This is a genomic window from Bradyrhizobium japonicum USDA 6, from assembly GCF_000284375.1.
Taxonomy (GTDB): domain Bacteria; phylum Pseudomonadota; class Alphaproteobacteria; order Rhizobiales; family Xanthobacteraceae; genus Bradyrhizobium; species Bradyrhizobium japonicum.
The window spans coordinates 6,444,743-6,470,078 of sequence record NC_017249.1 but is presented as its reverse complement, the minus strand read 5'-3'; the positions used below and the strand labels follow the sequence as shown (position 1 = coordinate 6,470,078).

The window sequence follows — 25,336 nt, the reverse complement described above, 5'->3', positions numbered from 1 at the left end:
GGTCACCTCGCTAGTCTCCGGCGCGCCCCGGTGCGGCCGAACAAGGTCCGGAACGCGCTGACAATGGTGGAGGCGAACTCGGGATCGTTGATGTTCTTGGGGACGCGGATGAGCTGACGGTTGGCGGTCTGCCGCACGTTCCGCTCCAGCGCACGGAACAGCGCCGCATCGGCATCGGGATCCCAGAATGGCTGTCCTCGTGCGTCGAGCGCGGAGACGCCTCCCTCGGGCAGGAAGAAGCGCACCGGGCCGTCCATCTGGTTGAGCCGCTCGGCGATCCAGCGGCCCATGCGTTCGTTTTCCTCCGCCGTGGTCCGCATCAAGGTGACCTGCGGGTTGTGCACGTGGAATTTGCGGCCGCGGTAGCGCTCCGGAATGGTGTCCGGGGCGCCGAAATTCACCATGTCGAGCGCGCCCACCGAGCCGACATAGGGTAGGCGGCTGCGGATGATCGCACCGAAGCGGTCGTCGGTCGCCGGGAATACACCACCCATCAGGAGATCGCAGATTTCCGTGGTGGTGAGATCGATGACGCCGGCGATCTGTCCGGAATCGACGAGCTTCTCCATTGAGCGGCCGCCGACGCCGGTGGCGTGGAAGACGAGGCATTCGAAATCCTCGCGCAGATCGGCCGCGATCTTCTGCACCGCCGGCGTGGTGACGCCGAACATGGTGATGCCGACCGACGGCAATCCGCCGTCGCCGCGATCCTTCCGCGCGTGCTGATCTAGGCGCGCCCTGACCATCCCGGTCAGCGCATTGGCACCATTGGCGAGCACGGAACGCGAGATCGAGTTGAGGCCCTGCACGTCGGTGACCGAATACATCATGGTGATGTCGGCGGGGCCGACATAGGGCCCGACGTCGCCGGAGGCGACGGAGGAGATGATCAGCTTGGGCACCCCGACGGGGAGGGTCCGCATCCCCGGCGCGACCAGTGACGCTGCGCCCGAGCCGCCCGCCGAAATCACGCCGGCAATATTGCTCTGGCGTCGCAGCCAGCTGGCGAAGGCATCGGCCATCGCGGTGACGGCAGCGCCGCGGTCGGGTCCGAACACCGCCGATCCGCCGCGCCCATGGTTCAAGGCGATCTCCTGGGCGGAGATGTCGCTGGTTGCGTGCCGTCCGCTGGTGGAGACATCGACCAGTCGCGTGCGCAGACCGCTCCCGGCGATGATGTCGCGGATGAAGCGAAGCTCCGTGCCCTTGGTGTCGAGCGTGCCGACGACGAGCACGACCGGGGGTCCCTGCATTTGCGCCGCGACCGGCTCGCGCCGGCGCCGGGCGGTCTCGTCGAGACGCGCCACCTGTGTCGAGAGCGTGCGGGCGGCAGCCTCGATGCGGGCGATCGGGACCGGCTGTGACCATCGGGTGGGGGGCGTCGGATTGGAGATGTAGACGCGGATCGGGCCGCCTGGACGGGACGGCTGCGGTGCGGCCTTCGCCCCGGTGCCTGCAGCCGGCACGTCGACGGCGGGCTCGAGCTCGGCGTGGAGTCCGACGCCGAGCAGGCGCTGCTGCAACTCCCGGTCCGCGGCAAGGCGCACGGAATCGATGATGCGGTTGATGCGACCGTTGACCATGATCGCGACGTTGCGCGAGACGGCCGTGGCCACACCGATGTTCTGCTCGATCACGAGCACGGACATGTCGCCATCCTCGCCAAGCCGTACCAGCATCTCCTCGACCTGGGCGACGATGACGGGCGCAAGCCCCTCGGTCGGCTCGTCCATGATCAGGAGCTGTGGATTGGTGAGCAGCGCGCGGGAGATCGCAAGCATCTGCTGCTCGCCGCCGGAGAGCTGGCCGCCGCCATGATCCTTGCGCTCGGCCAATCGCGGAAAGGTCTCGTAGATGCGCTCGACCGTCCAAGCCCCGCGCCGCAGGCCCGCGGCAAGCTGCAGATGCTCGTCGACGCTGAGCGAGCGCCACAGCCGCCGGCCCTGCGGCACGTAGCCGACGCCGAGCCGGGCTATGTAGGCGGGCGGCCGCCGGGTGATGTCGTCGCCGCGAACGCGGATCGAGCCGCCGCTGACCGGCACCAGCCCCATGATCGCCTTGCACAGCGTGGTCTTGCCCATGCCGTTGCGACCGACCACCGAGAATACGCCGGCTTCGAGCGTCAGGTCCACGCCTTGCAGCGCATGCGAATGCCCGTAGTAGACGTCGAGGCCGCGGACTTCGAGGGCGGCGGCGGCCGAGCGGCGGACCTCATTCATGACCGCCTCCGAGGTAAAGCTCCTGCACCTCGGGATCGGACTGGATCTCCTGCGGCAGGCCTTCCTTGAAGATGCGCCCGTTGTGCATCATCGTGACGCTCTCGACGACGCGTAGCGCGACGTCCATGTCGTGCTCGATGATGATATAGCCGATATGTGCCGGCAGCGAGGTCAGGATCTCGACCAGCTCGGCGCGCTCGGTCGGAGACAGGCCCGCGGCCGGCTCGTCGAACAACACGAAACGCGGCGCTCCGGCGAGCGCCAATGCGATCTCGAGCTGGCGCTGCTGGCCATGCGCAAGCTCGGCGACGCGCTGGTCCTTCACGCCTGTGAGATGGACGGCCTGCACGAGATTGTCGGCCGCGCTCATCAGCGCGTCGTTCTGTCCGGGGCGCAGGAAGGAGAAGCGCCCGCGCGAGACGCCGCGGCAGGCGAGGTAGACATTGTCCTGGACGGTGAGACCAGGAAAGAGCGCGGAGATCTGGTAGGTCCGGCGCAGGCCGCGGCGGATGCGCTCGTAGGGCGGGAAGTGGGTGACGTCCTCGCCGAAGAACCGGATGGTGCCGGAGGAGGGCGGGAAATCGCCGGTGATGCAGTTGAACAGGGTGGTTTTTCCGGCACCGTTCGAGCCGAGCACGGCGCGCCGCTCGCCGGGGCGCACCGTAATGGTGACGTCGGTGAGCGCGGCCAGCGCGCCGAACAGGCGCGTCACGCCGCGAAGCTCCAGCGCCGCGCCGGCGCCGACGGCCGAGAGGCGTTGCGCGACGCTATCCATGACCGGATCCTTGACCAGATCCTCGGCCGAGACGTCCGCTTGAACGGGCCGCGCCGGATCGCTGGCGCTGTCGCCAGCTCTGCCAGAGCCCGATCACGCCGTCCGAGGACCAGAAGACGATAGCGAGGAAACCGAGGCCGATCAGCAGCCGGAAGCGGTTGCCGTCGAGCCCGAGCTTGACCAGGAAGTCTAGCGCGAAGGTGCGTAGCAGCACGAAGATCAGGGCACCGATGAAGGGGCCGATGGGACGCGTGATGCCGCCGACCACGGCGATGATGAGGATATCGATGCAGGCGCCGACGCTCACGGAACCGGGCGAGATCTGCCGGTAGTTCCAGACCTGGAGCACGCCAGCCAGCGCCGCGACAAAGGACGCGAAGGCGTAGGCGGCGACGCGGTGCGCATTGACGTTGAAGCCGAGCGCCGCCATGCGGCGGGGATTGTCGCGCACACCTTGCAGCGCCAGCCCGAATGGTGCGCGGGAGATGTATTCAACGGCGAAGTAGCACAGCGCAGCGACCGCGAGCACGATGTAATAGAACGGAATGTCGGCGCGCCAGTTGACGCCCCAGAAATGCGGCGTTGCAACAGTGTTGATGCCGGTATGGCCGTTGAAGATCGCCCAGTTCTGGTTGGTGAAGTAATAGAAAGCCGCGCCGATCGCGAGCGTGATCATGATGGTGTAGATGCCCTCGGTGCGCACCGCCAGCGCGCCGCCAAGCGTGCCGAACAGGGTCGCGAGCGCGAGCGCCATCGGGACTGCGAGCCACCACGGCCAACCCAGGCTGATATTGGCGTTGCCGCTGACGCCGAACACGGCGACCATATAGGCGGAGAAGCCTGCGATGGTGAGCTGCATCAGGCTGACCATGCCGCCGTAGCCGGCGAGGAACATCAGGCTCAGCGCCATGATGCCGAGGATCAGCGTGGTCGCAAAGATCTCGATCAGGAAGAAGCCGTTGGCGATCAGCGGCATGATCAGGAGAATGGCCGCGACGATCCAGGCTGCAGGATTGTTGATCTCCGGCCATCCGCGCAATTTGGGGCGCTGCGCCGCTGCGGCGGGACGAATGGTGACGCGGGCGTCGTGGGCGAGCGACATCTCAGCGCCTCGCCAACAGGCCTTGCGGCCGGACTGCTAGTACCAACACCATGATCAGGAAAGTCACGACGATGGCGTAGGTCGGGATGTAGACCGAACCGAGCTGTTCGGCGAGGCCGATGATGAGCGCACCGAGCGCGGCACCTGGGATCGAGCCCATGCCGCCGACGATGACGACGACGAGCGAGGCGAGCAGGAAGCGGATGTCTTCGCCGGGCGAGAGCGACTGGAAGGTGCCGCCGACGACGCCGGCGATGCCAGCAAGCCCGGCACCGAGCGCGAAGACCAGCACGAAGACGAGCTGGATCCGCACTCCAGTTGCGGCCAGGATGTCGCGATCGTCGACGCCGGCGCGGATGATCATGCCGATGCGTGTGCGGTTGAGCGCGAGCCACATCGCCAGGCCGATCACGACGGACGCGGCGAAGATCACCAGCCGGACCAGGGGATAGCGGAGATAGACCGGCTCGCCCGAGGATTTCACCGCAGTGATCAGCGGCAGCTCGATCGGGCCGATCAGCCAGTTCGGCGTCTGGATCTGATAGAAGTCGCCGCCGCAAGCCCACAGCATCAGGTCGGCGAAAACGATCGAAAGCCCGATCGTCACCATGGTCTGCCGCAAGTCCTGGCCCTCCATGCGGCGGAAGACGATGAGCTGAAGCAGGACGCCGACCAGCGCCGTCAGGATGAATGCGACGATGAAGCTGAGGAGCCAGGAGCCGGTCGAGGCGCTGATGGCGTAGCCGACATAGCCGCCGAACAAATACAGCGAGCCGTGCGCGAGGTTGACGTTGCGCATCAGGCCGAAGATCAGGGTGAAACCGCTGGCGACAAGGAAGTAGAGGCCGCCGAGCGTGATGCCGTTGAACACGGCGTTCAGGAAAACCCGCTTGCGGCCGATCGCCTCTTCAAGTCCGGGCGGCCACACCGCCAAGGTCAGCCACAATGCAAGTGCGATCGCGATGATCACGATCAGGGCCCAGGCCGGATGACGTTCGACGAAGCGCGTCATGTCGACTGCCTCATCCCCGCCTCGCGCCCCCGCAAGCGGGAAGAGGGCGCGATCAGGCCGCTTCGACCTCGCCCTGCCTCATGCCTTGAACGCTGGTCGAACAGCCTTGCGCAGGCTGCGTACCTCGCCATGGACGTGCGTCCTCCCGGACTTGCGATCCTCTTTTCGGGATCGCGTTCCGACCATCTTAGCGAGGGCACAAGGGGAGCGTTTGATCGTCAGTATCTTTTCGCGCGCGGTCAGGCCCGTAAAACCTTGGCGGCGCGGCGGTAATCGGTCGGCGCCATCCCGACATTGGCGGTGAAGAAGCGTGTGAAGCCGCTTTGCGAGGAGAAGCCGAGGTCGAAGCCGATGTCGGCGATCGGTGCTTCGCCGGCGACAAGGGCTTCCAGCGCCTGTTCCATGATCAGGGTGTTGAGGTAGAGGTGTGGCGTGACGCCGGTCTGGGTGCGGAATAACCGGTAGAAATGCGGTCGCGACAGGCCGGATTCGCGCGCGATCGTGTCGAGCTCCATTTCGGCGCCCGGACTTTCCGACATCAGCTTGATGCATTTGCGTACGCGGAAGTCGGTGACGGCGCCGGCCGTGCGCGCGTCGCGCGCGATCTCGGCTTGCTGCCAACTTTCGTCGTAGCAGATGTCGATCAGCCGCCGCAGCTCGGCATCGAGGCTGGAGAGTGACGGTGCGCCGCACACGAGTGCTGCGGTTCGTCGGATGTGCTTGTCGAGTGCGACCGTGCGCTTGAACTGGGTGCGGCCGAAACGCAGGCGGTCGGCGCCGGGTGCGTCGGGCGCGAACCACTCCGGATTGACGTAGAGCACGAAGAAGATCGCGCCACCGTCGAGATCGGACGGCAGGAAATTGTGGGGCTCCCAGGGATTGACCGCAACGATGGAGCTTTCCGTAAGGTCGTAGTGCCCGTTACAGACGTCGATGCATGCGGACAGGCCGCCGACATGGAAGATCAGATGACCTTCGCGATGTGCGTGCACGTTGAAAGGGCGGTTCAACTGATAGACCGTCGCGCGACCGAACCGGCCGTGAAAGACGGCAAGCGCCCGGCTCATGCCTTCCCTCCCGAATGTTCTTGTCTTTTCAGTCAGCGTTCAACAACCGGGGCGAGATTGCAAGAGCACAAGATATCGCGCCTGCAAATCGCTCCCGGCTGCCGGAGAGCAAGCAAAAGGAGCGCCGGTGAATGCGTCAGTACTTCTTACATTCCGGGACCGTACGGCTCGGCAGTCCGATCTTGGCGAACACCGCCGGATCGTAACCGAGCGTCTGGTTCACGTTCGGGATCACCTTGACAACCTTGCTGAACAGCGCGCCCTTGCCGTCATCGACGACCTCGGTGACGAAGTTGGTGCCGATCGCCTGGCGGTTGGCGTCAAGCTTGATCTTGCCGTTCGGTGCGTCGATCTCGATCTTGGCCAGGGCCTCCTTGTACTTGGCCTGGTTATTGGAAAGATCGCCATTGACCTCGCGCAGCGCGAGGATCAGCGCCATGGTCGAGCCGTAATAGTTTGTCGCAAGAAGCGACGGGCTCGGGAAGCGCTTGTTGGGCGGAAACGCGTCCTGATACGCCTTCACGAACTTCTGCCAGCCCGGATCCTCCCAGGTGTCAGCCTGGCCGCTCGCCGCGATGGTGCCGACCAGCGCATTCTTGGCGTTGCCTTTCGAGGACAGGATGGTCTGGTCGATCATGATGGAGCCGCCCATCAGATGCGCCTTGCCGCCGGCCTGCTGGTATTGGTTCAGGAAGTTGACGGCATCCGCACCTCCGAGACCGAGATAGATCGCATCGACATCGTCGGGCAGCGCCGCGATGACGGAGGCAAAGTCCTTGGTGCCGAGCGGCACCCATTGCCGGTTGGTGACCTGGCCGCCGGCGCCGCAGAATTCGAGCACGAGGCCGAACACCTGGGTGTAGATGAAGGAATAGTCCTCGCCGACGGTCGCGATCTTGCGATATTTCTTGGTTTCATAGGCGTATTTGCCGAGGCCCACCTGCCACTGCGCGCCGTCCATGTTGTAGCGGAAGAAGTTCGGAGCGGGATCGACATAGGTGGTTTCTTGCGCGCCGGAGGCGGCGTTGATGAAAGTCAGCTCCGGATGCGTCTTGGCGAAGTTCTTGACCGCAATGCCCTCGTCGCCGGAGAGCGGCGACAACAGGATCTGCACCTTGTCCTGCTCGATCAGCTTGCGTACGGCGCGCACTGCGGAATCCGGCGTCGCGTCGGTCGAAGCAACGATGAATTCAAGCTCTTTGTCGCCGACCTTCTTGCCAAGCACATTGAGCGCCGTCTGGTGGCCGCGCATGCCGTCCTCGCCGAGCACCGTGTAGGTGCCTTCCAGCGTTGCCGTGACGCCGACCTTGATCTTTTCCTGGGCGATTGCCGCGCCTGAAAGGAAAAGGCTGCTTAGCGCGATCAGTCCCACACTGCATTTCAACATTGCATTCCTCCCTCTATGGCCAAATTTTCGCTGAATTGGCGCGGCCGCCGTAGCTCCCGAAAGGCGCCCGGCTGTTGAACGAAGGCTAACCGAAGTCGGATGCAGTGCACGTATGGGCGCATCGTGCGGCTTGACGGGCAGTCTCATTTTGAATGTTGCGGCGCAATTGGCTTCGCGGTGCAATAGGCGGCCGGCTTGCCCAATTTGAACGGCGGCGCGTGAGGGGTACGATCCTCCGCTTGGTCCGTGCATGGAGCCTGACCCAGCACAGGCCTGGTCCGGTTCAAATCCCAAGGGAAGGTGGGGCGGAAACAGCCCCCCGGCGGCTGGAGCCAGCCTGAATTTGCCGACAGGGTGCCACGGATCGCGGCCGGCCGGGCCCCGATCCCGCCGCCGTTATTCAACCTAGGGTGAATTTGCCCCGGATTTCCATTACCATGTGGTGGAAATGAATCACCATACGGCCTCTCACGATCCCGTTCTTGTGGCGCTGTCGATCCTGATCGCCGCGCTCGCCTCCTACACAGCGCTCGACCTCGCGACCCGGATGCGTGCCGCGTCCGAGCGGGCTCGTCCGGCTTGGCTTGCAGCCGCGGCCACCGCCATGGGCGGCGGCATTTGGTCCATGCATTTCGTCGGCATGCTGGCTTTCAGGCTGCCCGGGGCCGAGATCTCCTACGATCCATTCCTCACCTTTCTATCGCTTGTCGTCCCCATTGTTGTCGCGGCCGCGGCCTTTGCCGTGGTCGGAAGACGCCCGCGGGCGCTTCTGGTGTCCGGCTTGGCGATGGGGCTTGGCATATCCGGCATGCACTATACGGGCATGGGTGCGATGAGAATGGCGGCATCCGTCGCGTACGATCCTCGGTGGGTCGTGCTCTCGGTCGTGATCGCGATGTGCGCTTCGGTCGTGGCGCTCTGGCTCGCCTTTCGCAAGACGAGTGCGACGCAGCGACTGTTCGCAGGACTTGTGATGGGTCTCGCGATCTCCGGCATGCATTACGCGGCTATGGAAGGTGCCTCGTTCCAGCCTGCGAACACCGTGGCGGGACACGCAGGACATTTCGTGGGTCGAGCGCCGCTGGCATTTCTGCTCGCGGGCGCCACCATCCTGATCCTGAGCATTGGGATTGCCGCCGCTGTCTACGATCGGGCCTCGGCGGAGCGCGCCCAACGCGAGGCCAGCGCGCTGAAGCGAAGTGAAGAACGCTTTCGGCTCCTGGTGGAGGGCATCGCCGATCACGCCATGTTCATGATCGAGCCGAATGGGGCCGTGGGAAACTGGAATCTCGGGGCGCGCCGGCTGATGGGTTATGGCGACGACATCGTAGGGACCAGCTACGCGATCCTTCATACCGACGAAGACCGCGCGTCCGGGGCGCCGGCACGTGCTCTCCTGGAGGCGGAGCGGTACGGCAAGTCAGCAGTGGAAGCCTGGCGCGTGCGCCGGGATGGCAGCCGCTTCTGGGCGGAGGCAACCCTGGTCGCGGTACGGAACGAAAGCGGCTTGATCACTGGGTTTGCCAAGATCGTGCGCGACATCAGCGAGAGACGGCGGGCACAGGAAGCGCTGGATCGGGCACGCGAAGCGCTGACGCTGTCGCAGAAAATGGAGACCATCGGTCAACTTACCGGCGGCGTCGCCCACGATTTTAACAACCTGCTCGCCGCCGTTCTCGGCAGCCTCGAGCTTCTGAAAAAACGCCTGCAAACAGACGATCCGAAGATACAGCGTCTCGTGGACAACGCGATGCAAGGCGCGCAGCGGGGCGCACTGCTAACCCAGCGCTTGCTCGCCTTCGCTCGCAAACAGGATCTCAAGCCGGCTGTCGTCGATATCGCCGCACTGGTGCGGGGCATGGCGTCACTGCTGAAATTCGAGGCAGGCGTCCGTATCGACACACTCTTTCCGCGGGACCTGCCAAACGTAAAGATTGACGCCAACCAGCTCGAACTGGCGATCCTCAATCTCGCGGTAAACGCGCGTGATGCGATGCCGGCCGGCGGCCTGATAACCATCTCCGCCAGAGACGAGCAGCAGGAAGCCGGCGCTCCCCGCTACGTCGCGCTCTCGGTGAGCGACACCGGCTGCGGCATGGACGAGGAAACGCTCAAGCACGCTCAGGAGCCGTTCTTCACGACGAAGGGGATCGGCAAAGGCACCGGGCTCGGACTATCGATGGTTCACGGCCTCGCCGAGCAGTCCGGCGGCAGGCTCGTCTTGAAGAGCCGCCTTGGAGTGGGCACAACGGCCGAGATCTGGCTGCCGGTGGCCGAGGAGGAGGCCGCGTTGCCAGCACCGCGAGCGGAGTCCCCGGCACCCATGCTCCGGGCCGACCGCCGGCTTTCCGTGCTTCTGGTCGACGACGACCCTCTCGTGCTCGAGAATACGGCGGCAATGCTGGAGGATCTCGGGCATGCGGTGGTCGAGGCACGCTCGGGCGAAGAGGCGTTGGATCTCCTCCGCCGCACCCAGACCGTCGAACTCGTCGTCACCGACTATGCGATGCCGGTCATGACCGGCCTGCAGCTTGCTGAAGCCGTGGTCGTGGAGCGTCCCGGTACGGTCATCCTCCTGAGCACCGGGTATGCGGAGCTTCCCATCGACGCGCGTTCCAATCTGCACCGCCTGTCGAAGCCGTTTGATCAGGCCGCCCTTGAGAAGGCTATCCAGGGAGCGATGCGAGAGCGGGGACACGCGAGATCAGTCGTCGCCTGACGGTGTCTGGCTGACGGCCGCCGATCGGCGCCGCCAGCACATTTGCCTCCAGCCAGGTCGTGTTTCGACCGGGGATAATAACGGCGCCTCAGCGACGAGAATTTGCCGCTGTTCCGGTGAAAGCATGCCAGTGCATGGCAACCGTGTTGCCGTTTCGTTAAAGGGCTAAATTCAAGTCAGCGTCGCGCGCGGATTCACAACCGTGTATCCCCTCAAAGAACGTGCGTGTACTCTCGTTGTGTGTCCACCTGAGTTGCCGTCGTACGCCATCCAAACGTCGCCCCCGATGTGCTGCTCGAGGACGAAAACGTGCCCGCGTCTTGCCGCGACCATTCCTGGTGCTGGCGACGTACGCGGAAATCTCAGCCAGTTTGCCGCGAGATTCAATTCCGGAACGATGCGACCAAACAGGCGCAGGGCTGCGGCACAACCGCAGAATGAGAACGGGCAGCCCGCGGGGCGGCCGCCAACGATCCGAGTGCTGACGGAGCCGTCAGGCGTCGCAATATTTGTATTGGCGACGACGCTGAGTTGCTTGGTTCGGTGTATCCGCAATGAGTCTTGCACCTCTCTTCGCTGGTTCAAGATTTGCGCGAAGTTCGAAAAGTCGCATGGCATGGTGACGTTGCATTCGGAGGCGTGCTGTGTGCGGTAGGGACGTGCATCTGAATTGAGCGAGGTGATCACAACGAGGCAGCACGCAGAAATTACTTGCTTGAACATTGCAGGCTCCGGGATTGATGGATCCTGCCCCGAGCAAGGAGCAACGAACAAAGATTGGCTGAAATGGGTCAAAAGAGCGGCCTAATGCTGGAGCAGAGGCCGGCGATACTTCTGGAGTAACTCGAAACGCGTCGTTGCAGAAAGCCTTTTGCCGCAAGTGAGCCGCGAACGCTGCGCCCGATTCACGTGTCGATCATGGCCACGTAGTCCACGTGAAGAGTAATTGGTCCCTTCGATCCGTCCAGAATGACGCGGAGGCTCTTCGGATAGTATCCGGCCCCAACCACGGTCCCGATCTTTCCAGCTAAGCGAGGACCAGCTGCCGGCTTTACCTGAATTCGTGAACCCGGCGGAAGCTTGAGGTTCGTTTGGGCCGATCCTGACATGACGTCCTCGGCAGCAAATGTGCTGATTCTACTCGAAAAATCGCTAGCGCGCGGCGCGGCAAACGGGTGGGACAAATTCGCTTCGCGCGCGCTATCAAAAAGAGCTCTCCAGCCACGGTGCTAAAGAGCGGCAAGGCAACCCAGCGCCTAATACTTCCGCAATTCGCAATTGTCCCCGCAAAACGAGTTCGGCTTCGGTGCCAAAATACCGGCCCACAGGAGCGCTGATCCGCTTGGATTTTCTCTCTCCCTGCGCCACCCCTTTACTGAACAACGGAAACGCTTCGATGAGAACATCCATCATCGGAGGTAATCCACCGACATCAATCCGGTCTGCTGCCCGCTACCGACATTGAACAATTTCGTCGACGTTGCGCCAGATTCAACATTGATCTTCGCGGCCTCGATTGGCCGCATATCGTTGAATCATCTTTCAAAACAAATTTTCCCGCGGATCTGGCGGTCAGCGCTGGCGCGCTGCTGTGCAAACTTTCAGCACAATAATCCCTTGGTTACGCCCAATGGAACGGAGATTCCTGCCTCAAACGTAAACATACGTTCACCTCGGTGGGACGCACGATCGGTTGTCGGGCGCTCAGACCTACAGGTCACTGGGGGCTTTCAACACAGACAGGGGAATATCATTGGCAACATTACACTACGCTGCGGGCGGGGGTCTGGACTCGCAAGGTAATTTCGCACCAGCTGAAGCTGGCTTCAATCTTGCGGACGTCTCTTATGTCGACCAGGTGAATGCACTGCCCGATGGCGTGCAGGGTCTGGTCTGGCTCAATCAGTACCAAGGCGTGACTCAGGACTTCATCGACCAGGTGACGCCGTTCCTCAACAATCCGAAAGTGTTCGGCTTCTACCTGGTGGATGAGCCCGATATGACCGGACAGTGGGGACCGCAAGCCGACCCTGCGGATCTGAAGGCTGAATCCGACTGGATTCATCAACACGATCCCAACCTTAAGACGTTCACCGTCCTGATGAACATGGGATCAGCGGACGATCCGAACTACATGAACAGCTACAACCAGGCGAATACCCACATCGACTACTTCGGTCTCGATTGGTATCCGGTGTGGGAGGACCGTCCGAACGTCGACCTCAGCACAATCGACAAGTACGTCGCTGCTGCGGAGCAGGCCGGGATTCCGCTCGACTCCATCGTTCCGGTCTACCAGACATTTGGTGGCGGCGATTGGATCACCGAAAACGGCACCCATCACGTGCTGCCGACTGCCCAGCAAGAGCAGGCAATGATCGATCATTGGGCGGAGCTCGTTCCCAATCCTGCCTTTGACTACGCCTACGCTTGGGGTTCGCAGGAAGGCGATACCGCGCTCGAGGACTCGCCGGAGCTGCAGCAGGTGTTCCTTGCGCACAATACGAGCCATGGCACGGGGGGCGCGACCGCTCCGCCCGTTACCGATCCTGTTACCGATCCGGTGACCGACACGCCGCCGCCGGTGGACGCTGGCGGTAGCACCGGTACGGACGGCAGCACGCCGCCGCCGGTGGACGCTGGCGGTAGCACCGGCACGGACGGCAACACGCCGCCGGTTGGGGACGCTGGCGGCAGCACAGGCACGGACGGCAACCCGCCGCCGGTCGCCGATGCTGGCGGTAGCACCGGAGGCACCCCTCCCGTGTCGGGCTCGGACGGAACGACCGATCCGTCAGACGGTGGTTCGACGGATACTGGCGGCTGGGGTGGTCATCACCACGGCGGCGGCGGCGGCTGGTGGGGCGGTTCGTCCTGGCAGACGGCCGGCGGCGGTGGCTGGCACAACCACAACGGTGGTCGGCTCGATTTCTCGCAGTGGCTCAATAATGCCAGCACGTCGTCCGCATCTGGAGATCATTCCTGGTGGCGGGGTCACAATGCGACGTCGAACACGACTGCGGATGCCGATTCTGGGCAGACGGATACGCCGGACACAGGCTCGTTCGTAGCGCATCTGGCCGATTGGATGTCTCACCACAACGATCATCACGGGTGGCATTCGTAAGCTCGTAGGTCGTCTACATCGACAAGGACATGCGCGCGGTGCGCTGCGCGCATGTCCATTCTGGGGAGTTCCTCGCGACCACCGGGGCGGTCGAGAGGCGGGGTGGCATTCCGCGCACGGCGGAATGTTGAAATGCGGGCGTCTCGACGCTCGATCGCATGCAATTTTTCAACCGTTTACCGCCGCCCGGCCAAGGGCGGCCCGGATATGCACATGCACGCTTCGGCAAAACAGTCTGCGCTCGCGGATGCCTTCCGTCGGATACGTCCCGGCCTGCTCGCGGCCGGCGGACTATCTATCTTCATCAATCTGCTGGTGTTCGTGTCGCCGCTCTACACCATGCAAATCTACGATCGGGTGCTGACGAGCCGAAACGGGATGACGCTGCTACTGCTCTCGCTCATCGCGCTCGTGCTCTTCATCAGCTACGCGACGCTCGAGCATTTTCGCAGCCGGGTTCTCGTGCAGACCGGATTGCGCTTCGACCGGTTCGTCTCTGGCGAGACGTTCGAGACCGCGCTCGGACAGGCGCTGAGCACGAGCAGCTCGCATCACGTCCAGCTGCTGCGCGATGTCGACACCTTGCGCGAGGTGCTGTCGGGCGGCGTCATCACGTCGCTGATGGACGTGCCGTGGACGCCGATCTTCCTCGCGATGTGTTTCCTGCTCCACCCGCTGATCGGCCTGGTCGCCCTGATCGGCGCGATGATCATTCTGACGCTCGCCTTCCTCAACGAGCGTGTCACGAAGGCGCCGCTGAATGCAGCCGCATCGAAGAACCTTCACGCACTGGACCGGTTGACCTCCTCGCTGCGCAACGCCGAAGCGATCCGCGCGCTTGGAATGGGACCTGCGGTCCGCGGTGCCTGGGCGGAAACTCATGGTCAGGCGCTGCTGGAAAGCGCGACGGCCGGAGAACGGGGCGGGACCTTGCTCGCCATCTCCAAATTCCTGCGCATGGCGATTCAGGTGGCCATCATGGGAGTGGGCGCTTATCTCGCGATCCAGCAAGAGATTTCCGGGGGCGTTTTGTTCGCCGCTTCGCTGATCATGGGACGCGCGCTCGCGCCCGTCGAGGCTGCGGTGTCGCAGTGGAAGGCGCTGGTTGCCGCGCGCACATCATATGCCAGGCTGGACCGCGCGCTTGCGAACCGCGCGACTGAGCGACAGCCGACTCGATTGCCGGCCCTGGTCGGTGAAATCTCCGTCGAGGCCGCGACGGTGCTCGTCCCCGGATCGCAATTGCCGGCCATCGCCGACGTGTCGTTCCGACTGGCCCCTGGCGAAGTCGTCGCCGTGGTTGGCCAGTCCGGCTCCGGAAAATCGTCGTTGGCGCGGGCCCTGGTCGGTGCCTGGCCGCTGGTGCACGGCTGCGTGCGCATCGACGGCAACGACGTCAGGCATTTCGATCCCAATTTCCTTGGACAGAACCTCGGCTACCTTCCGCAGGACGTCGAACTGTTCGCCGGTACCGTGCGTGACAACATTGCGCGTTTCCGCGACGACGCCTCCGACGAGGCGGTCGTCGAGGCAGCGCAGTTGGCGTCGGCGCATATGATGATCCAGCGTCTTCCCAAGGGCTATGACACCGTCATCGGGGATAATGGCGCAGGTCTTTCTGGCGGTCAGCGGCAGCGCATCGGGCTCGCCCGTGCGCTGTTCGGCAAGCCGGTGCTGGTGGTGCTCGACGAGCCGAACGCAAATCTCGACGGCGACGGCGATCGCGCGCTCGCCGATGCGATCCAGCGGCTGAGGCAGAGCAAGGTGACGATCGTGATCATCAATCACCGCCCGAACCTGCTCGCTGCGGTCGACAAGATCGTGTTCATGCACGAGGGACGGCTCGGGCAAATCGGCACGCGCGAGGAAATGCTGCCTGCACTGCTCGGCAAAACAGTTGCGCCGATGCGGCGCGACGTGCGCGAGCCCGCCGAACATCATCGCGCCGATCGTCATCACCATGCTGACGGCAACCATCGAACCGATGGCGCTCACCGTCCGGCACAGCTTTCAAATCAAGTGCGTCAGGCGCACGCGACGAGGCAATAATGGACAATCTATTGCGGCGGGGACCGGACGCTCTTCACGACGAACTGGCCGAGCTTTTGAAGCAGTTCAACAAGACAGATAAAGCGGTGCAGGAGCCGCAACCTCCGATCAAACTCCTTGCGAAGGCGGAGACCATGACAAGATCGCTGGTCGGTCTTGCCAAGCAGGTCGATCTTGCCAAGCTGGTCCATCTTGCCAAGGCGAAACTGCCGACCTTGTGGCCCCGGGGGCAATGGGCAACGATGAGGATCCGTCGGGCGATTGGCAGACACCCGCGCGGCGAGGCTTCCTAGTCGTCTTCCTGACCTTCGGCGTATTTGGCGGCTGGACCGCTCTCGCGTCGATCGATGGTGCCGTGGTGGCGGCCGGCTCCGTCGTCGTCGAGAGCGACCGTAAGGTGGTGCAGCACCTCGAGGGTGGAATCGTCCAGAACCTGTTGGTCACAGGCGATGCTCATGTGGCGGAAGGTCAGGTCCTGTTGCGGCTCGATCCGACCCAGGAGCGGGCCAAGGAAGAGATCGCTCGTTCGGCGGTGTACTCCGCGGTTGCCGAGGAGGCACGCCTGCAGGCGGAAGCCGAAGGAAAGGACAGCATCACGTTTCCGGCCGAGCTGCTCCAGAAGGCTTCCGATCCGAACGCGATGCGCGCAATGGGTGACCAGAAGCGGCGATTCGATGAACGTCGCGCTGCGCGAAAGATCGAGATCTCGATCCTCGAGGAGCGTATCGCGCAGGCGCAACGGCAGATCCAGGGAAATACCGCGCAAAACAAGGGCGCGCGCGCGCAGTTCGACAGTGTGAGCCAGGAATACACCAAGCTCAAGCCGCTCGTTGATCAGGGCATCGTACCGTTCGCGCGCGTCGCCACGCTTGAGCGCTCCAGAGCCGATCTCGAGGGCAAGATCGGCGCCTATGAAGCGGATATCGCTCGCTACGGCCGCATCATCGACGAGTCACGGCTCCAGATCGACCAGGTCGGACAGAAGGTGCTGGAGGAAGCGACCGGCAAGCTCGCCGACACGCGCGCGCAGCTTGCTGATGCGCGGGAGAAGCTGCGCGTCGCGGTCGACGTTCTGGCGCGGATGGAAGTACGCGCACCGCGATCGGGGCGGATCGTGAACCTGAAGGTTCACACGATCGGCGCCGTGATCAAGGCGGGCGACGTGCTGATGGAGATCGTGCCGGACAACGACGTTCTCGTGGTGGCCGCAAGGGTGTCGGCGCTTGATATCAACCACGTCCAGCTCGGCCTTCCGACCGAGGTGCGGCTTCCCTCGTTCAAGGCGCGCTCCACTCCGATCGCTCTCGGCGAGGTTCTTTCGATCTCGGCCGACGCCGCTCGCGACGATGCCACCCATCAGCCCTATTATGAGGTGAAAGTCTCGGTCCAGGTGACGCAATTCCCCGAGAAAGTCCGTGAGAAGCTCAAGCCGGGCATGATGGCCGACGTCCTGATCGCAACCGGAGAACGCACAATTCTTGCTTATCTGACCCAGCCGATCACGGACGCGATCCGGCGCGGGATGCGGGAGAGCTGATCCGCTGGCGGCCCCGTGCAAGGGCCGCTGGGTTCAGGGTGCTATGCTGCAACGCCGACGGTCGTTGTGGGGGACGTGCTCGAACCTGGCTAACCCTTCGCGTACGCCATGACGACGCGACCGGCGCCCGCGTCGTCCAAGACCACGCTGACATTTTCGTAAGCGTCGTTGCGTTCGAGCAGGGTTGCCACCTGCCGATCCTGGCCGCGGCCCACCTCGAACAACAAAAGTCCTCCCGACCGCAAGTAACGAGGTGCGTCTTTCGTGACGCGCATATGGATGCTCAGCCCGTAGGGCCCGGCGGCGAACGCCTCGCGCGGCTCGTCCGTGAGCAGAGTGGCGCGATCGCCTTTGAGCCGGGATTCCGAGATATAGGGCGGGTTGCAGACGATCATGTCGATGGCTTGCTCGAGTTGCAGGCCCGCGAGAGCTTCGAACAGATCGCCCTGGAGCACGGTGATGCGGGACTCGGCGCCCTGGCTCGCGGCGTTGCGTCGCGCAAGCTCGACACATCCGTCAGTCAGATCGCTCGCCCAGACGCGAGCGTCGGGAATATTGAGTGCGATCGCGCAAGCAAGATTGCCGGCGCCGCAGCACATGTCGACGATCCGTGGAGAGGGGAGGTGTGCCCGGCGCAGTGCGTCAACCGCGGTCCTGCCAAGCAACTCTGTCTCCGGCCGCGGCACCAGTGCGCCGGGAGCGACCTGCAGTTCGATTCCCATGAACTGGGTGCGTCCTCGCTCGTAAGCCTCGGCTACATTGATCGTCTCGCTCATCGCATTTACACCTCACGTGTTGACGCCTTCCCCGTCGGCCGTTCAGCCCGACCTGCGGCTGTTCAGCTGGGCGGCCAGGTGCAGACCTTTGCAAGTCGTCGGCGAACGGCGTCCAGACCTGTCAGCTCAAATGTCTCCTCGTAGGGCGCAGCTGTTCCAGCATACACTTTGGTCAGAAGCCGGCCCACCCCTGGCATGGAGTTTATGAAGCGAACGGCGTCGCCCGGAAAGGCGAGACTTCGTCCGCCATCGGCAACCCTCCAGCGTTGATCGACAGGCGGTTGATCATTGATCTGGAATACGACCCTCATGTCGGTGCCTGGAGTTTTGGTCCAGGAACTCGCTGCGGAGAGCAACACCTCGGTCCGATTGGCGCGACAATGAATGGCGAGCGACGAGGGCCCATCCTTCGCGGCGGCTCGTGCGGTGGTCCGGGCGGCGATCTGCGGCTTGTGATCCACCGGTGATGTCGTTTCACTCAAGATCCAGTTCGGACTCGGCGGCGGAGCTTGGAAGGACTGCTCAGGTGCTTCCCCAATCTGCTCGTCGACGCATGTCATGTGCTCCATTCCCTGAAATTGCGCACATGCCCTGGAACGATCCTGTGTGTCGCCGGCTTGCGCGCAGCTTAGATGACCGATACCCGCGAGCAAGACGGCCGCGAGGGTACCGGTTCGCTTCATCGCGATAATCCGACCGTCGCGCCGGGCGAGCGATCGAGCCAATCCTGCGCCGGACCAAACCGGGCCAGAGTGGGGACGCTGGCGCGGAGATTCACGTCCTTCCATTTTGTATCGAAGCCAGCGGATTGCAGCCGGTCGAGCCGTCCGAACAGGTGGTCAACAAAGCGCACCATGCGCCGATAGCGATCGGTCTGCGGCTGCCAGTTATAGGCGGCAAGAATCGTCGGGACGGCAATGGTCGCGATCCGCTTGCCGGCAGGAACGAGGTTTGGATAGTCCTTTGAATCGAGGGACGACGGAAGATAATAGTCTTCAAATCTGGGGTCGTATTCGATCGGCAGGAACTTGAAGCCATCATCCCAACGTCCTTTCAAGAAGGCGTCGACCGGCTTTGATGTGATGAAGACGACCGCTGCGATTTCTCCGCTCTTCATCTGCTGCAATGCGACCTGGTGGGGAATGAACATCTTTTCGACATTCAGTCCCAGCCGGCTGAAGATCAGCGGACCAGAATATGCGGCTGCCGTACCCTGGGTGTTGAAGTTGACCTTCTTTCCCTTGAGGTCGTCGAGCGACTTGATCTCGGGACGCACGAAAACGTGCAACTCGGCAGGGAAGAGGTTGAGAACATAGACGATGCGCTTTTCGATCGACGGAACCTGCGCCTTGTACTCGTCTAAGGCATCCATGTTGATGATCGCGGCATCAACGCCCTTGAGATAGAGCAGCGAATTGACGTTCTCGGTCGCACCGGTCGTCACGATCGGAATGACGTGAAGCTTGTCCTCTTCGTTGGCGACGCGTGCGATCTCCGCGGCGAGCCGAAGCGGTGCGCCCTCGATAAGTCCTCCGGCCAGCCCCACCGTCCATGCATTGATACGTTCCTTTGCGGCCGTATCGGCATTCCGTGACGCGGTCGGCGCCGGCGGGTCGCGCGGCGAACGAGATTGGGCGTTGGCAGCAAGCTGCAGGCCGACCAGTGCCAATGCGACCGTGAACGCGAGCTTACTCAATGACATGGGCCTCTCCATTCTCTGGTCTGGCTTCCGGGGCTCGCTCCAGCAGCTATCTGAGCCCCTTGATCCGTGCTTCTGCATCTCGAACGCCGCCGACCTGGGCTCGTTCATACAGCTCGCGCGCCTTCGCGGAATCGCCGGCGACGCCGCGAGCGTCCCAAGTTTGCAGCACGCGAGGATCGTAAGTCTCGGCCAGCATAAAGGCTGCTTGCGCGCTGCCATGTCCAAGCACGTATTCCAGCAAGCCGCGGGCACCGTTGATGTCGGACTGCCGCAACAATGCGCTGGCGCGCGCGAGCAGTCGTTCCTCGTTCGCAAGCGGGCGCGGTGCTCCGCTCGCGGCGACCTGTCGCTCCACCGAAGCCACGGCCTTCGAGTCGGCGCCGGGCATGGCAGTCCCCTTTGTGACCTGCGCGCTCGGTGGTATCGGCGCGGAGGTTGACGGTGCGGGCCGAGGCGAAGCAGCGGGCTGGAGGCTGCTCTGGCTCGGTGCGCGGCCGGTGGGCTCACGCGAGGGCGTCGCCACAACCGTGGAAGCATTCCATGCGGCCAGATGATCCCGGACGGATGCGAACGTTGGGAGCATTGCCGCGCCGCTGCCCGGTCGCTCCTTTTCGCGCTTGGTTGTGGCCTTTGCGGCGGCCTCGGCGACTCGCGCAGCCTCCGACGCTTCAGCCCGCGCCAGGTCGCGTTGATCCTTCAGCGATGCCGCCTCGCGCGCGAGAGCGTCCGCCCGGCCGCGCTGCTGTTCGACCTCTCGTTTCAGTGCCAGTTTTTGCTCGGCATCTGCAGCTCGGGCCGCTGCCAACTCAGAGCTCGCGGTTTGCGCCGTACGGAGTTCGGCCTGAAGGGGCTGCAGCTGGCGGTCCGCGCTCTCAGCTCGGTCCCGCTGCTTCTCGACCTCTCGTTTCAGTGCCAGTTTTTGCTCGGCGTCCGCAGCTCGGGCCGCACCCAACTCAGAGCTCGCGGTTTGCGCCGCACGGAGCTCAGCCTGAAGGGACTGCAGCTGACGGTCCGCGCTCTCAGCTCTGCCCCTCTGCTTCTCGAGCTCGCGCATCAGCGTCAACTTTTGATCGACATCTGCAGTGCCGACCCTCGCGGTCTCGGAGGCCGCGATCCGAAGGGGGCCGAGTTCGCTGATCAGGGCTTCTGTCTTGTCCTGCTCCTGCTTTAGTTCGCGCTCGAGAGCCTGCCTTTGTGCGGCTTCCGCCGCGGCAGACTTCGTGGCTTCGGATGCTGCGCTGCGCGAAGCCTCAAGATCCGAGCGAAGCGAGGCAAGCTGGAGGGCAAAGCGTTTGGCCCCATTCCGTCGGTCGACCGGACGCTCCTGCTTCGGCTCGGGTTCGGGCGCCTGCATAGCCTTTGAAGCCGCAACCCTTGCGACGTCGAGCTCCGCCTTCAGGAAGGAGATCTCACGTGACAGGTTATCGGTCTTCTCCCGCTCCTGTTCGAGCGCCTGCGTTTGCTGAATACCAATCTCCATGGCGCGGACAGTGTGCGTCTGGGTCTGCCGCGCCGCGTCGAGCTCCACTCGAGCCGCAGCCAATTCGCGCGCAAGCTTGTTCGCTCGTTGCCGCTCCTGATCCAGCAGCAGGTTCTGGTTGAGCCGTTCCGTCTCGGAAGCTGCTTGAGCCGCATTTGACGCCGAGGGTGGCGTAGACGTCATTTCCTGCGCAGGGGCATCGGCAGCCGCGCGGGCCTGCTCGGTCGCGGTCCTCGCTCCGCGCGATCCGGGCGCGGCGAGCCTGCTTCCCGCGGGCTGTGTCGCGGCGGGTCGCACCTCGTCCGCGCGTTGGGCGAGCTTCAGTCTTTGTTTGATCCCGTCGATCTGCTCCGGTCCGCGCGTGCATCTGCACTGATCGAGCATCGCCGGTGTGATGTAGGCGGCACCACGGTCGCCGTCGTCCTGGGATTTGGCATCGGCAGTTCCGGTCAGAACCGGCAGAAAGCAGGTGATCAGAACCACCATGAGCCGGCCGGCTCTGTCGCATGCGCGCGAGCCGTCAGCGATGTCGAACAATCCGAGCCCGCGGAACGCAAATTGCCGGTGCCTGGGTCGGCGCGCGGCTGTGGTCAGCGCGACGGCTGTTCCTTTCGACAGGTCGAATCCGTATACCCCCATAGAGACGCCCAACTGCTTGGTAGGGATCATGATGCTTGGTAGGGATCATGATGCTTGGTAGCGATCGTGGCATGTCGTTTATGACGGCGCTTTCATCGACGCGATGTCGATGTCGCAGTTGTGGTAGCCAAAACGGAGTAGTGCGCCGACGATGGGAATTAAGTAGATCGGACCGAGCTTTGGCCAAAGCTGCTTGCCCCCACGGTTACGCTTAAATAGCTTGCGACGTGCACGCTTCGTCACACACGCAGGAAGCACAGTCATGAGCAGATCATTTGCCATTTTTGCCGGCGTGGCGGCTGTCGGACTGGTCCTCATTAGCGGCATCGAAACCCGCGGTTCTGCGCAATCCGCCCTCTCCACTAAGAATCCTGGCACCACCGCCAGGAACGCAAATGCAAAGATGGGTGTTGCGACACCTCGGAAGCAGCCGCCGCATCGACTTGTCATCCATGTCGACGTCAACGATCCGGCTGTCATGAATCTCGCTCTCAACAACGTCAGCAACGTCGTTCAGCACTACGGCGACCTCAGTCAAAAGGTCGAAGTCGAAGTCGTCGCATACGGGCCAGGACTGCACATGCTGCGAGACGATACCTCGCCTGTGAAGGGGCGCATCAAAATGATGAGCGAAACAACGCCCGAGCTTACGTTCTCGGCCTGCGGAAATACACGAGAGAACATGACCAAGAATGAGGGCAAAGAAGTGCCTCTCATCACGCAAGCGAAGGTCACCAAATCCGGGGTTGTTCGCTTGATGGAGCTTCAGGAGCAAGGCTGGAGCTACCTGCGGCCCTGATGATCGTACGCGGCACTCCCAAGCGCGAGACGGCGGGTTCGAGCCAGGTTTGAGCCGAACCCGCGTGATCTCGCTGTGTTGTCCTGTGGTGAGCGGGACCGGCCCCTCAAAAAGCATCGTGTTGCGGATCAGGAGCAGGACGCCCCGATCGCGCGCTCGATGACGGGTCGATTGATCGAGAGGTGGGGCTCGACCACCAGATCAAGATGTCCACCGGCGATCGGAATCACGTCCAGTTCTTCGAACAGGGAGTCCCATCCGAGGCGCGGTGTCACGCCTGGCCGATGACAGGCAAAGACAGTTCCCTTGATGGCTAGACGAGGCTTGGCATCCTCGACCCAGCGTCCGAACGCGCGCATCCGGAGAATCTCCTCGAGCTCGAGCCTGAGCATGAAGCGCGTGTTTGCCAGGCGGGGCCATGTAATGGCGTCGATGAGCTTGCAGAATCGAACCTCCTGGCCCAAGCGAGCGGCGAACTTTGCCACGGAGCGGCAGAACATGCGGTAGATCGTCACTCGATGGGATCGAATCCGCTGTAGCGTGCGAGAAAGGGCCTCTCGGTGATTTGCTCTGCGAGGGCCGACATTGGTGTCGAGGATGCCCAGGAATTTGACTGCACGACCTTGTTCGATCAGCCGGCTTGCGACTTCGAAGGCGACGCCGCCGCCCAGGGAATAGCCGATCATTCGGACGTCGCCGCGTGGTTGGGCTGCATTGATCTGTTCGACGGCCATCGCGGCCATCTCCTGCACGGAATCGCGTCCCGCGAGGCTCCAGCTTAGATCTGGATAACGAATCGGAATCACCCGCGCCACCTTGCCGAGCTGAGCGCCAAATGCGGCCATGCTCGGGCCATAGCCCATGGAGCCGGGCAGTATGACAAGACCTGGGAGAATCTGGTCGTTGAGAGGCTGCCGCACCGGTGGCTGCACCGTCGCGATCGCCCGGATCATGTCTTCAGCGCTCATATCGACCGTGAACGCTTCCATACTGACTTCGCGGCCGATGAGGTCTTCGATATCCATGACACAGCGCAGGAGCTTTAGGGAATCGCCGCCGGCCTCATCCCAGCGCCCGGCAGCTTCCGGCACGCCGAGGATGCTGGTCCACACCTGCTGCACGATCCTGTTGGCCTCGGCCATTCCTTGCATCGTCGGCACAGGCGCGGGCGAGATCGCTTTGCTCTCGAGATCGAGCAGTTTCAGCTTGGCGTGATCGATCTTACCTCCCGGAAGGCGCGGCATCTCCTGAATCTCATGCAGCCTGGTCGGATGCAAAGCCGCAGGAACAGCCTGCCGGATGCTGTTACGAACGTCGGTCCGGAAGTGCGCTTTTTGTGGATCGGCCGGTGATGCAAACAGGACCAACTCGTTCGCGTCCGTCACGACGGCGACAGCGTCCTTCACATAGGTGAGCTTGCGCAACGCACTCTCGAGCTCGGCCGGCTCGACACGCTGGCCGTTGATCTTGAGCTGGCGTCCCTTCCGTCCGACGATCCGCATCAGTCCGTGCGTATCCACGGTGACGAGGTCGCCGGTCTGATAGATGCGAGACTTTGGGTCATCCGGGGAGGGCGATGCCGGAGAAAGCCGTCCGTCTTCCCAGTATCCGAGCATGACGTACCTGCTCTTGATCACCAGTTCGCCGACTTCACCGTGCGGGACGGGCTTCCCACTTTCGCCGACCACGGCATACGATATGCCGGGAAGCAGGTAACCAACAGGAACGCTGACGCCGTCCTCGCGCCATTGCTTGGGAAGAAACCACTGGGTGCCGGTGGTTTCCGTCGACAGATAGCTGACCTGGATGAAGCAACCCGGTGGGATCGCTCGCCGAACGAGCGCGATATCGGTCCACAGGACCTTCTCCCCGCCGATGCGGATCATGCGAAGCGAGTCGAGATCGCCTGGCCGGCTTGCGTTGATCAGTGCACGCACCAGGGCTGGTACAACGTATGTAATCGTCACCTGTTGCGTGGTGATCTGGCGAAGAACGCCGCGCAATCCGAGCGCCTCGACGTCGACGATGTGCAGCTTCGCCCCCGTCAACAAAGCCGACAGCATCTCCCGGCAACCGGCGATCGTAGTGGGGCCGCTCAGAGGCATGAAGACGTCTGCCGCACTTATGTGGCAGGCGTCCACATATTGCTGGACGCGCTGGAGCAGGTTGCGTTGGCTGTTGACGACCCCCTTCGGAGCTCCGGTGCTGCCGGAAGTATAAAGCACTACGGCAGGCGCATCGACCGAAACTCGGGGGAGTGTTGCAGTTGCTGCGGAAGGGTCGCTGGCGCCGGCGACGTCGAGCCAGCGCAGGGCGTGCTGTTGGATCCACCCGGCGGAGCTGTCGCCGTCTTGCCCGATCAGCACGGAAATCCGGGCGGCCGCGGTGATAGCCGTGAGCCGTTGAACTGGATCGCGGGGATTGAGTGGGACGAGGACTCGTCCGGCCGCCATGCATGCCAGCATAGCGATCGGCTGCCAGGCCGAGCTGCGCAATAGCCATCCGACGGCTTCCTGCTCCGGGATCAGCGCGCTGATCGCCTGGGCCAGGGTCAAGACTCGGGATAACAGCTGCGCGTAGGTGAAGCTGTGATTGCCGTCGCTGATTGCGACCCTGTCGGCGAACTTCGCCGTCACCGCAATCAGGTGTTCAATGGCGGGGACGCAGGCAAAGCCGGCTTCCAGAGGATCGAATGATCGATCGACCGGACCGTTCAGATCGAGCGGGACTTCCACGGGACTCAGCCAGCTCAGCGTCGCTGGAGCTTGCTGAACGGTCGAGGGCAGGCGCGCGTCAAGGGCGTCACATGGATCACCCGACGGATCGCCAGATATCTGAAGCCGCATCACCGCATCCGTCATTTTGCTGTCCCAATGTATTTAATCAGGCCTGGGCACGCATACTTCAAACGAAGGATGCTGGTTTCGCAGGCACCGTCTGGTCGAT

Annotated in this window: 18 protein-coding genes; 6 read left to right on the top strand and 12 right to left on the bottom strand. The window is 63.2% G+C overall.

The window, feature by feature from the left end; all coding sequences use genetic code 11:
- Positions 1-2: 2 nt before the first annotated feature.
- The 6 genes from BJ6T_RS30575 to BJ6T_RS30550 form a co-directional block, all read right to left on the bottom strand.
- A complete protein-coding gene (locus BJ6T_RS30575; RefSeq protein WP_014496423.1) occupies positions 3-2,219 on the bottom strand; it encodes an ABC transporter permease in 2,217 nt (738 codons plus the stop codon).
- Positions 2,212-2,994 (bottom strand): ABC transporter ATP-binding protein, encoded by a 783-nt coding sequence (locus BJ6T_RS30570; protein ID WP_014496422.1) that lies wholly within the window; start codon positions 2,992-2,994, stop codon positions 2,212-2,214. Before BJ6T_RS30570 ends, BJ6T_RS30575 begins: the two co-directional genes overlap by 8 nt.
- Positions 2,987-4,096, bottom strand: a complete 1,110-nt coding sequence (locus BJ6T_RS30565) for a branched-chain amino acid ABC transporter permease (protein WP_014496421.1) — start codon at positions 4,094-4,096, stop codon at positions 2,987-2,989. Before BJ6T_RS30565 ends, BJ6T_RS30570 begins: the two co-directional genes overlap by 8 nt.
- Position 4,097: 1 nt before the next feature.
- Positions 4,098-5,108 carry a branched-chain amino acid ABC transporter permease gene (locus BJ6T_RS30560; RefSeq protein ID WP_014496420.1) on the bottom strand — a complete coding sequence of 337 codons (1,011 nt, stop codon included), beginning with the start codon at positions 5,106-5,108 and terminating at the stop codon, positions 4,098-4,100.
- Between the two features lie 239 nt (positions 5,109-5,347).
- Entirely contained in the window at positions 5,348-6,175 is an 828-nt protein-coding gene (locus BJ6T_RS30555; RefSeq protein ID WP_014496419.1) for a helix-turn-helix domain-containing protein, read from the bottom strand.
- 136 nt (positions 6,176-6,311) lie between these two features.
- Complete coding sequence (locus tag BJ6T_RS30550) at positions 6,312-7,562, bottom strand: ABC transporter substrate-binding protein (RefSeq protein ID WP_014496418.1); 1,251 nt, start codon at positions 7,560-7,562, stop codon at positions 6,312-6,314.
- Positions 7,563-8,010: 448 nt separating this feature from the next.
- Here BJ6T_RS30550 and BJ6T_RS30545 point away from each other — a divergent pair, with 448 nt between their 5' ends.
- Complete coding sequence (locus BJ6T_RS30545) at positions 8,011-10,281, top strand: MHYT domain-containing protein (protein ID WP_028169626.1); 2,271 nt, start codon at positions 8,011-8,013, stop codon at positions 10,279-10,281.
- Positions 10,282-11,484: 1,203 nt separating this feature from the next.
- Here BJ6T_RS30545 and BJ6T_RS46045 read toward each other — a convergent pair.
- Entirely contained in the window at positions 11,485-11,694 is a 210-nt protein-coding gene (locus BJ6T_RS46045) for a hypothetical protein (RefSeq protein WP_144038016.1), read from the bottom strand.
- A 340-nt stretch (positions 11,695-12,034) separates the two neighbouring features.
- Here BJ6T_RS46045 and BJ6T_RS47995 point away from each other — a divergent pair, with 340 nt between their 5' ends.
- The 4 genes from BJ6T_RS47995 (at position 12,035) to BJ6T_RS30525 (ending at position 16,994) form a co-directional block, all read left to right on the top strand.
- A complete protein-coding gene (locus tag BJ6T_RS47995) occupies positions 12,035-13,408 on the top strand; it encodes a RodZ family helix-turn-helix domain-containing protein (RefSeq protein WP_174770118.1) in 1,374 nt (457 codons plus the stop codon).
- Between the two features lie 207 nt (positions 13,409-13,615).
- Positions 13,616-15,457: a type I secretion system permease/ATPase gene (locus BJ6T_RS30535; RefSeq protein WP_014496414.1), complete on the top strand. Its 1,842-nt coding sequence runs from the start codon at positions 13,616-13,618 to the stop codon at positions 15,455-15,457.
- Between the two features lie 11 nt (positions 15,458-15,468).
- Entirely contained in the window at positions 15,469-15,750 is a 282-nt protein-coding gene (locus BJ6T_RS47550; RefSeq protein WP_167541708.1) for a hypothetical protein, read from the top strand.
- Positions 15,690-16,994, top strand: a complete 1,305-nt coding sequence (locus tag BJ6T_RS30525; protein WP_043900270.1) for an HlyD family type I secretion periplasmic adaptor subunit — start codon at positions 15,690-15,692, stop codon at positions 16,992-16,994. Before BJ6T_RS47550 ends, BJ6T_RS30525 begins: the two co-directional genes overlap by 61 nt.
- Positions 16,995-17,083: 89 nt before the next feature.
- Here BJ6T_RS30525 and BJ6T_RS30520 read toward each other — a convergent pair whose 3' ends face one another.
- The 4 genes from BJ6T_RS30520 to BJ6T_RS30505 form a co-directional block, all read right to left on the bottom strand.
- Positions 17,084-17,770, bottom strand: a complete 687-nt coding sequence (locus tag BJ6T_RS30520) for a N5-glutamine methyltransferase family protein (RefSeq protein ID WP_014496411.1) — start codon at positions 17,768-17,770, stop codon at positions 17,084-17,086.
- A gap of 62 nt (positions 17,771-17,832) precedes the next feature.
- The gene (locus BJ6T_RS30515; protein ID WP_028169628.1) at positions 17,833-18,453 is read right to left on the bottom strand and encodes a hypothetical protein; all 621 of its coding nucleotides are present in this window, start codon (positions 18,451-18,453) and stop codon (positions 17,833-17,835) included.
- Entirely contained in the window at positions 18,450-19,472 is a 1,023-nt protein-coding gene (locus BJ6T_RS30510) for a TAXI family TRAP transporter solute-binding subunit (RefSeq protein WP_014496410.1), read from the bottom strand. The genes BJ6T_RS30515 and BJ6T_RS30510 overlap by 4 nt, the downstream gene beginning before the upstream one ends.
- Before the next feature lie 46 nt (positions 19,473-19,518).
- Positions 19,519-21,621 (bottom strand): coiled-coil domain-containing protein, encoded by a 2,103-nt coding sequence (locus BJ6T_RS30505; protein WP_014496409.1) that lies wholly within the window; start codon positions 21,619-21,621, stop codon positions 19,519-19,521.
- Positions 21,622-21,853: 232 nt separating this feature from the next.
- On the opposite strand from BJ6T_RS30505, the gene BJ6T_RS30500 reads away from it, so the two are divergent.
- Positions 21,854-22,390 (top strand): DsrE family protein, encoded by a 537-nt coding sequence (locus BJ6T_RS30500; RefSeq protein WP_014496408.1) that lies wholly within the window; start codon positions 21,854-21,856, stop codon positions 22,388-22,390.
- 128 nt (positions 22,391-22,518) lie between these two features.
- Here the strand turns inward: BJ6T_RS30500 and BJ6T_RS30495 are convergent, their stop codons facing one another.
- Positions 22,519-25,251, bottom strand: a complete 2,733-nt coding sequence (locus tag BJ6T_RS30495) for a non-ribosomal peptide synthetase (protein WP_014496407.1) — start codon at positions 25,249-25,251, stop codon at positions 22,519-22,521.
- Between the last annotated feature and the right edge of the window lie 85 nt (positions 25,252-25,336).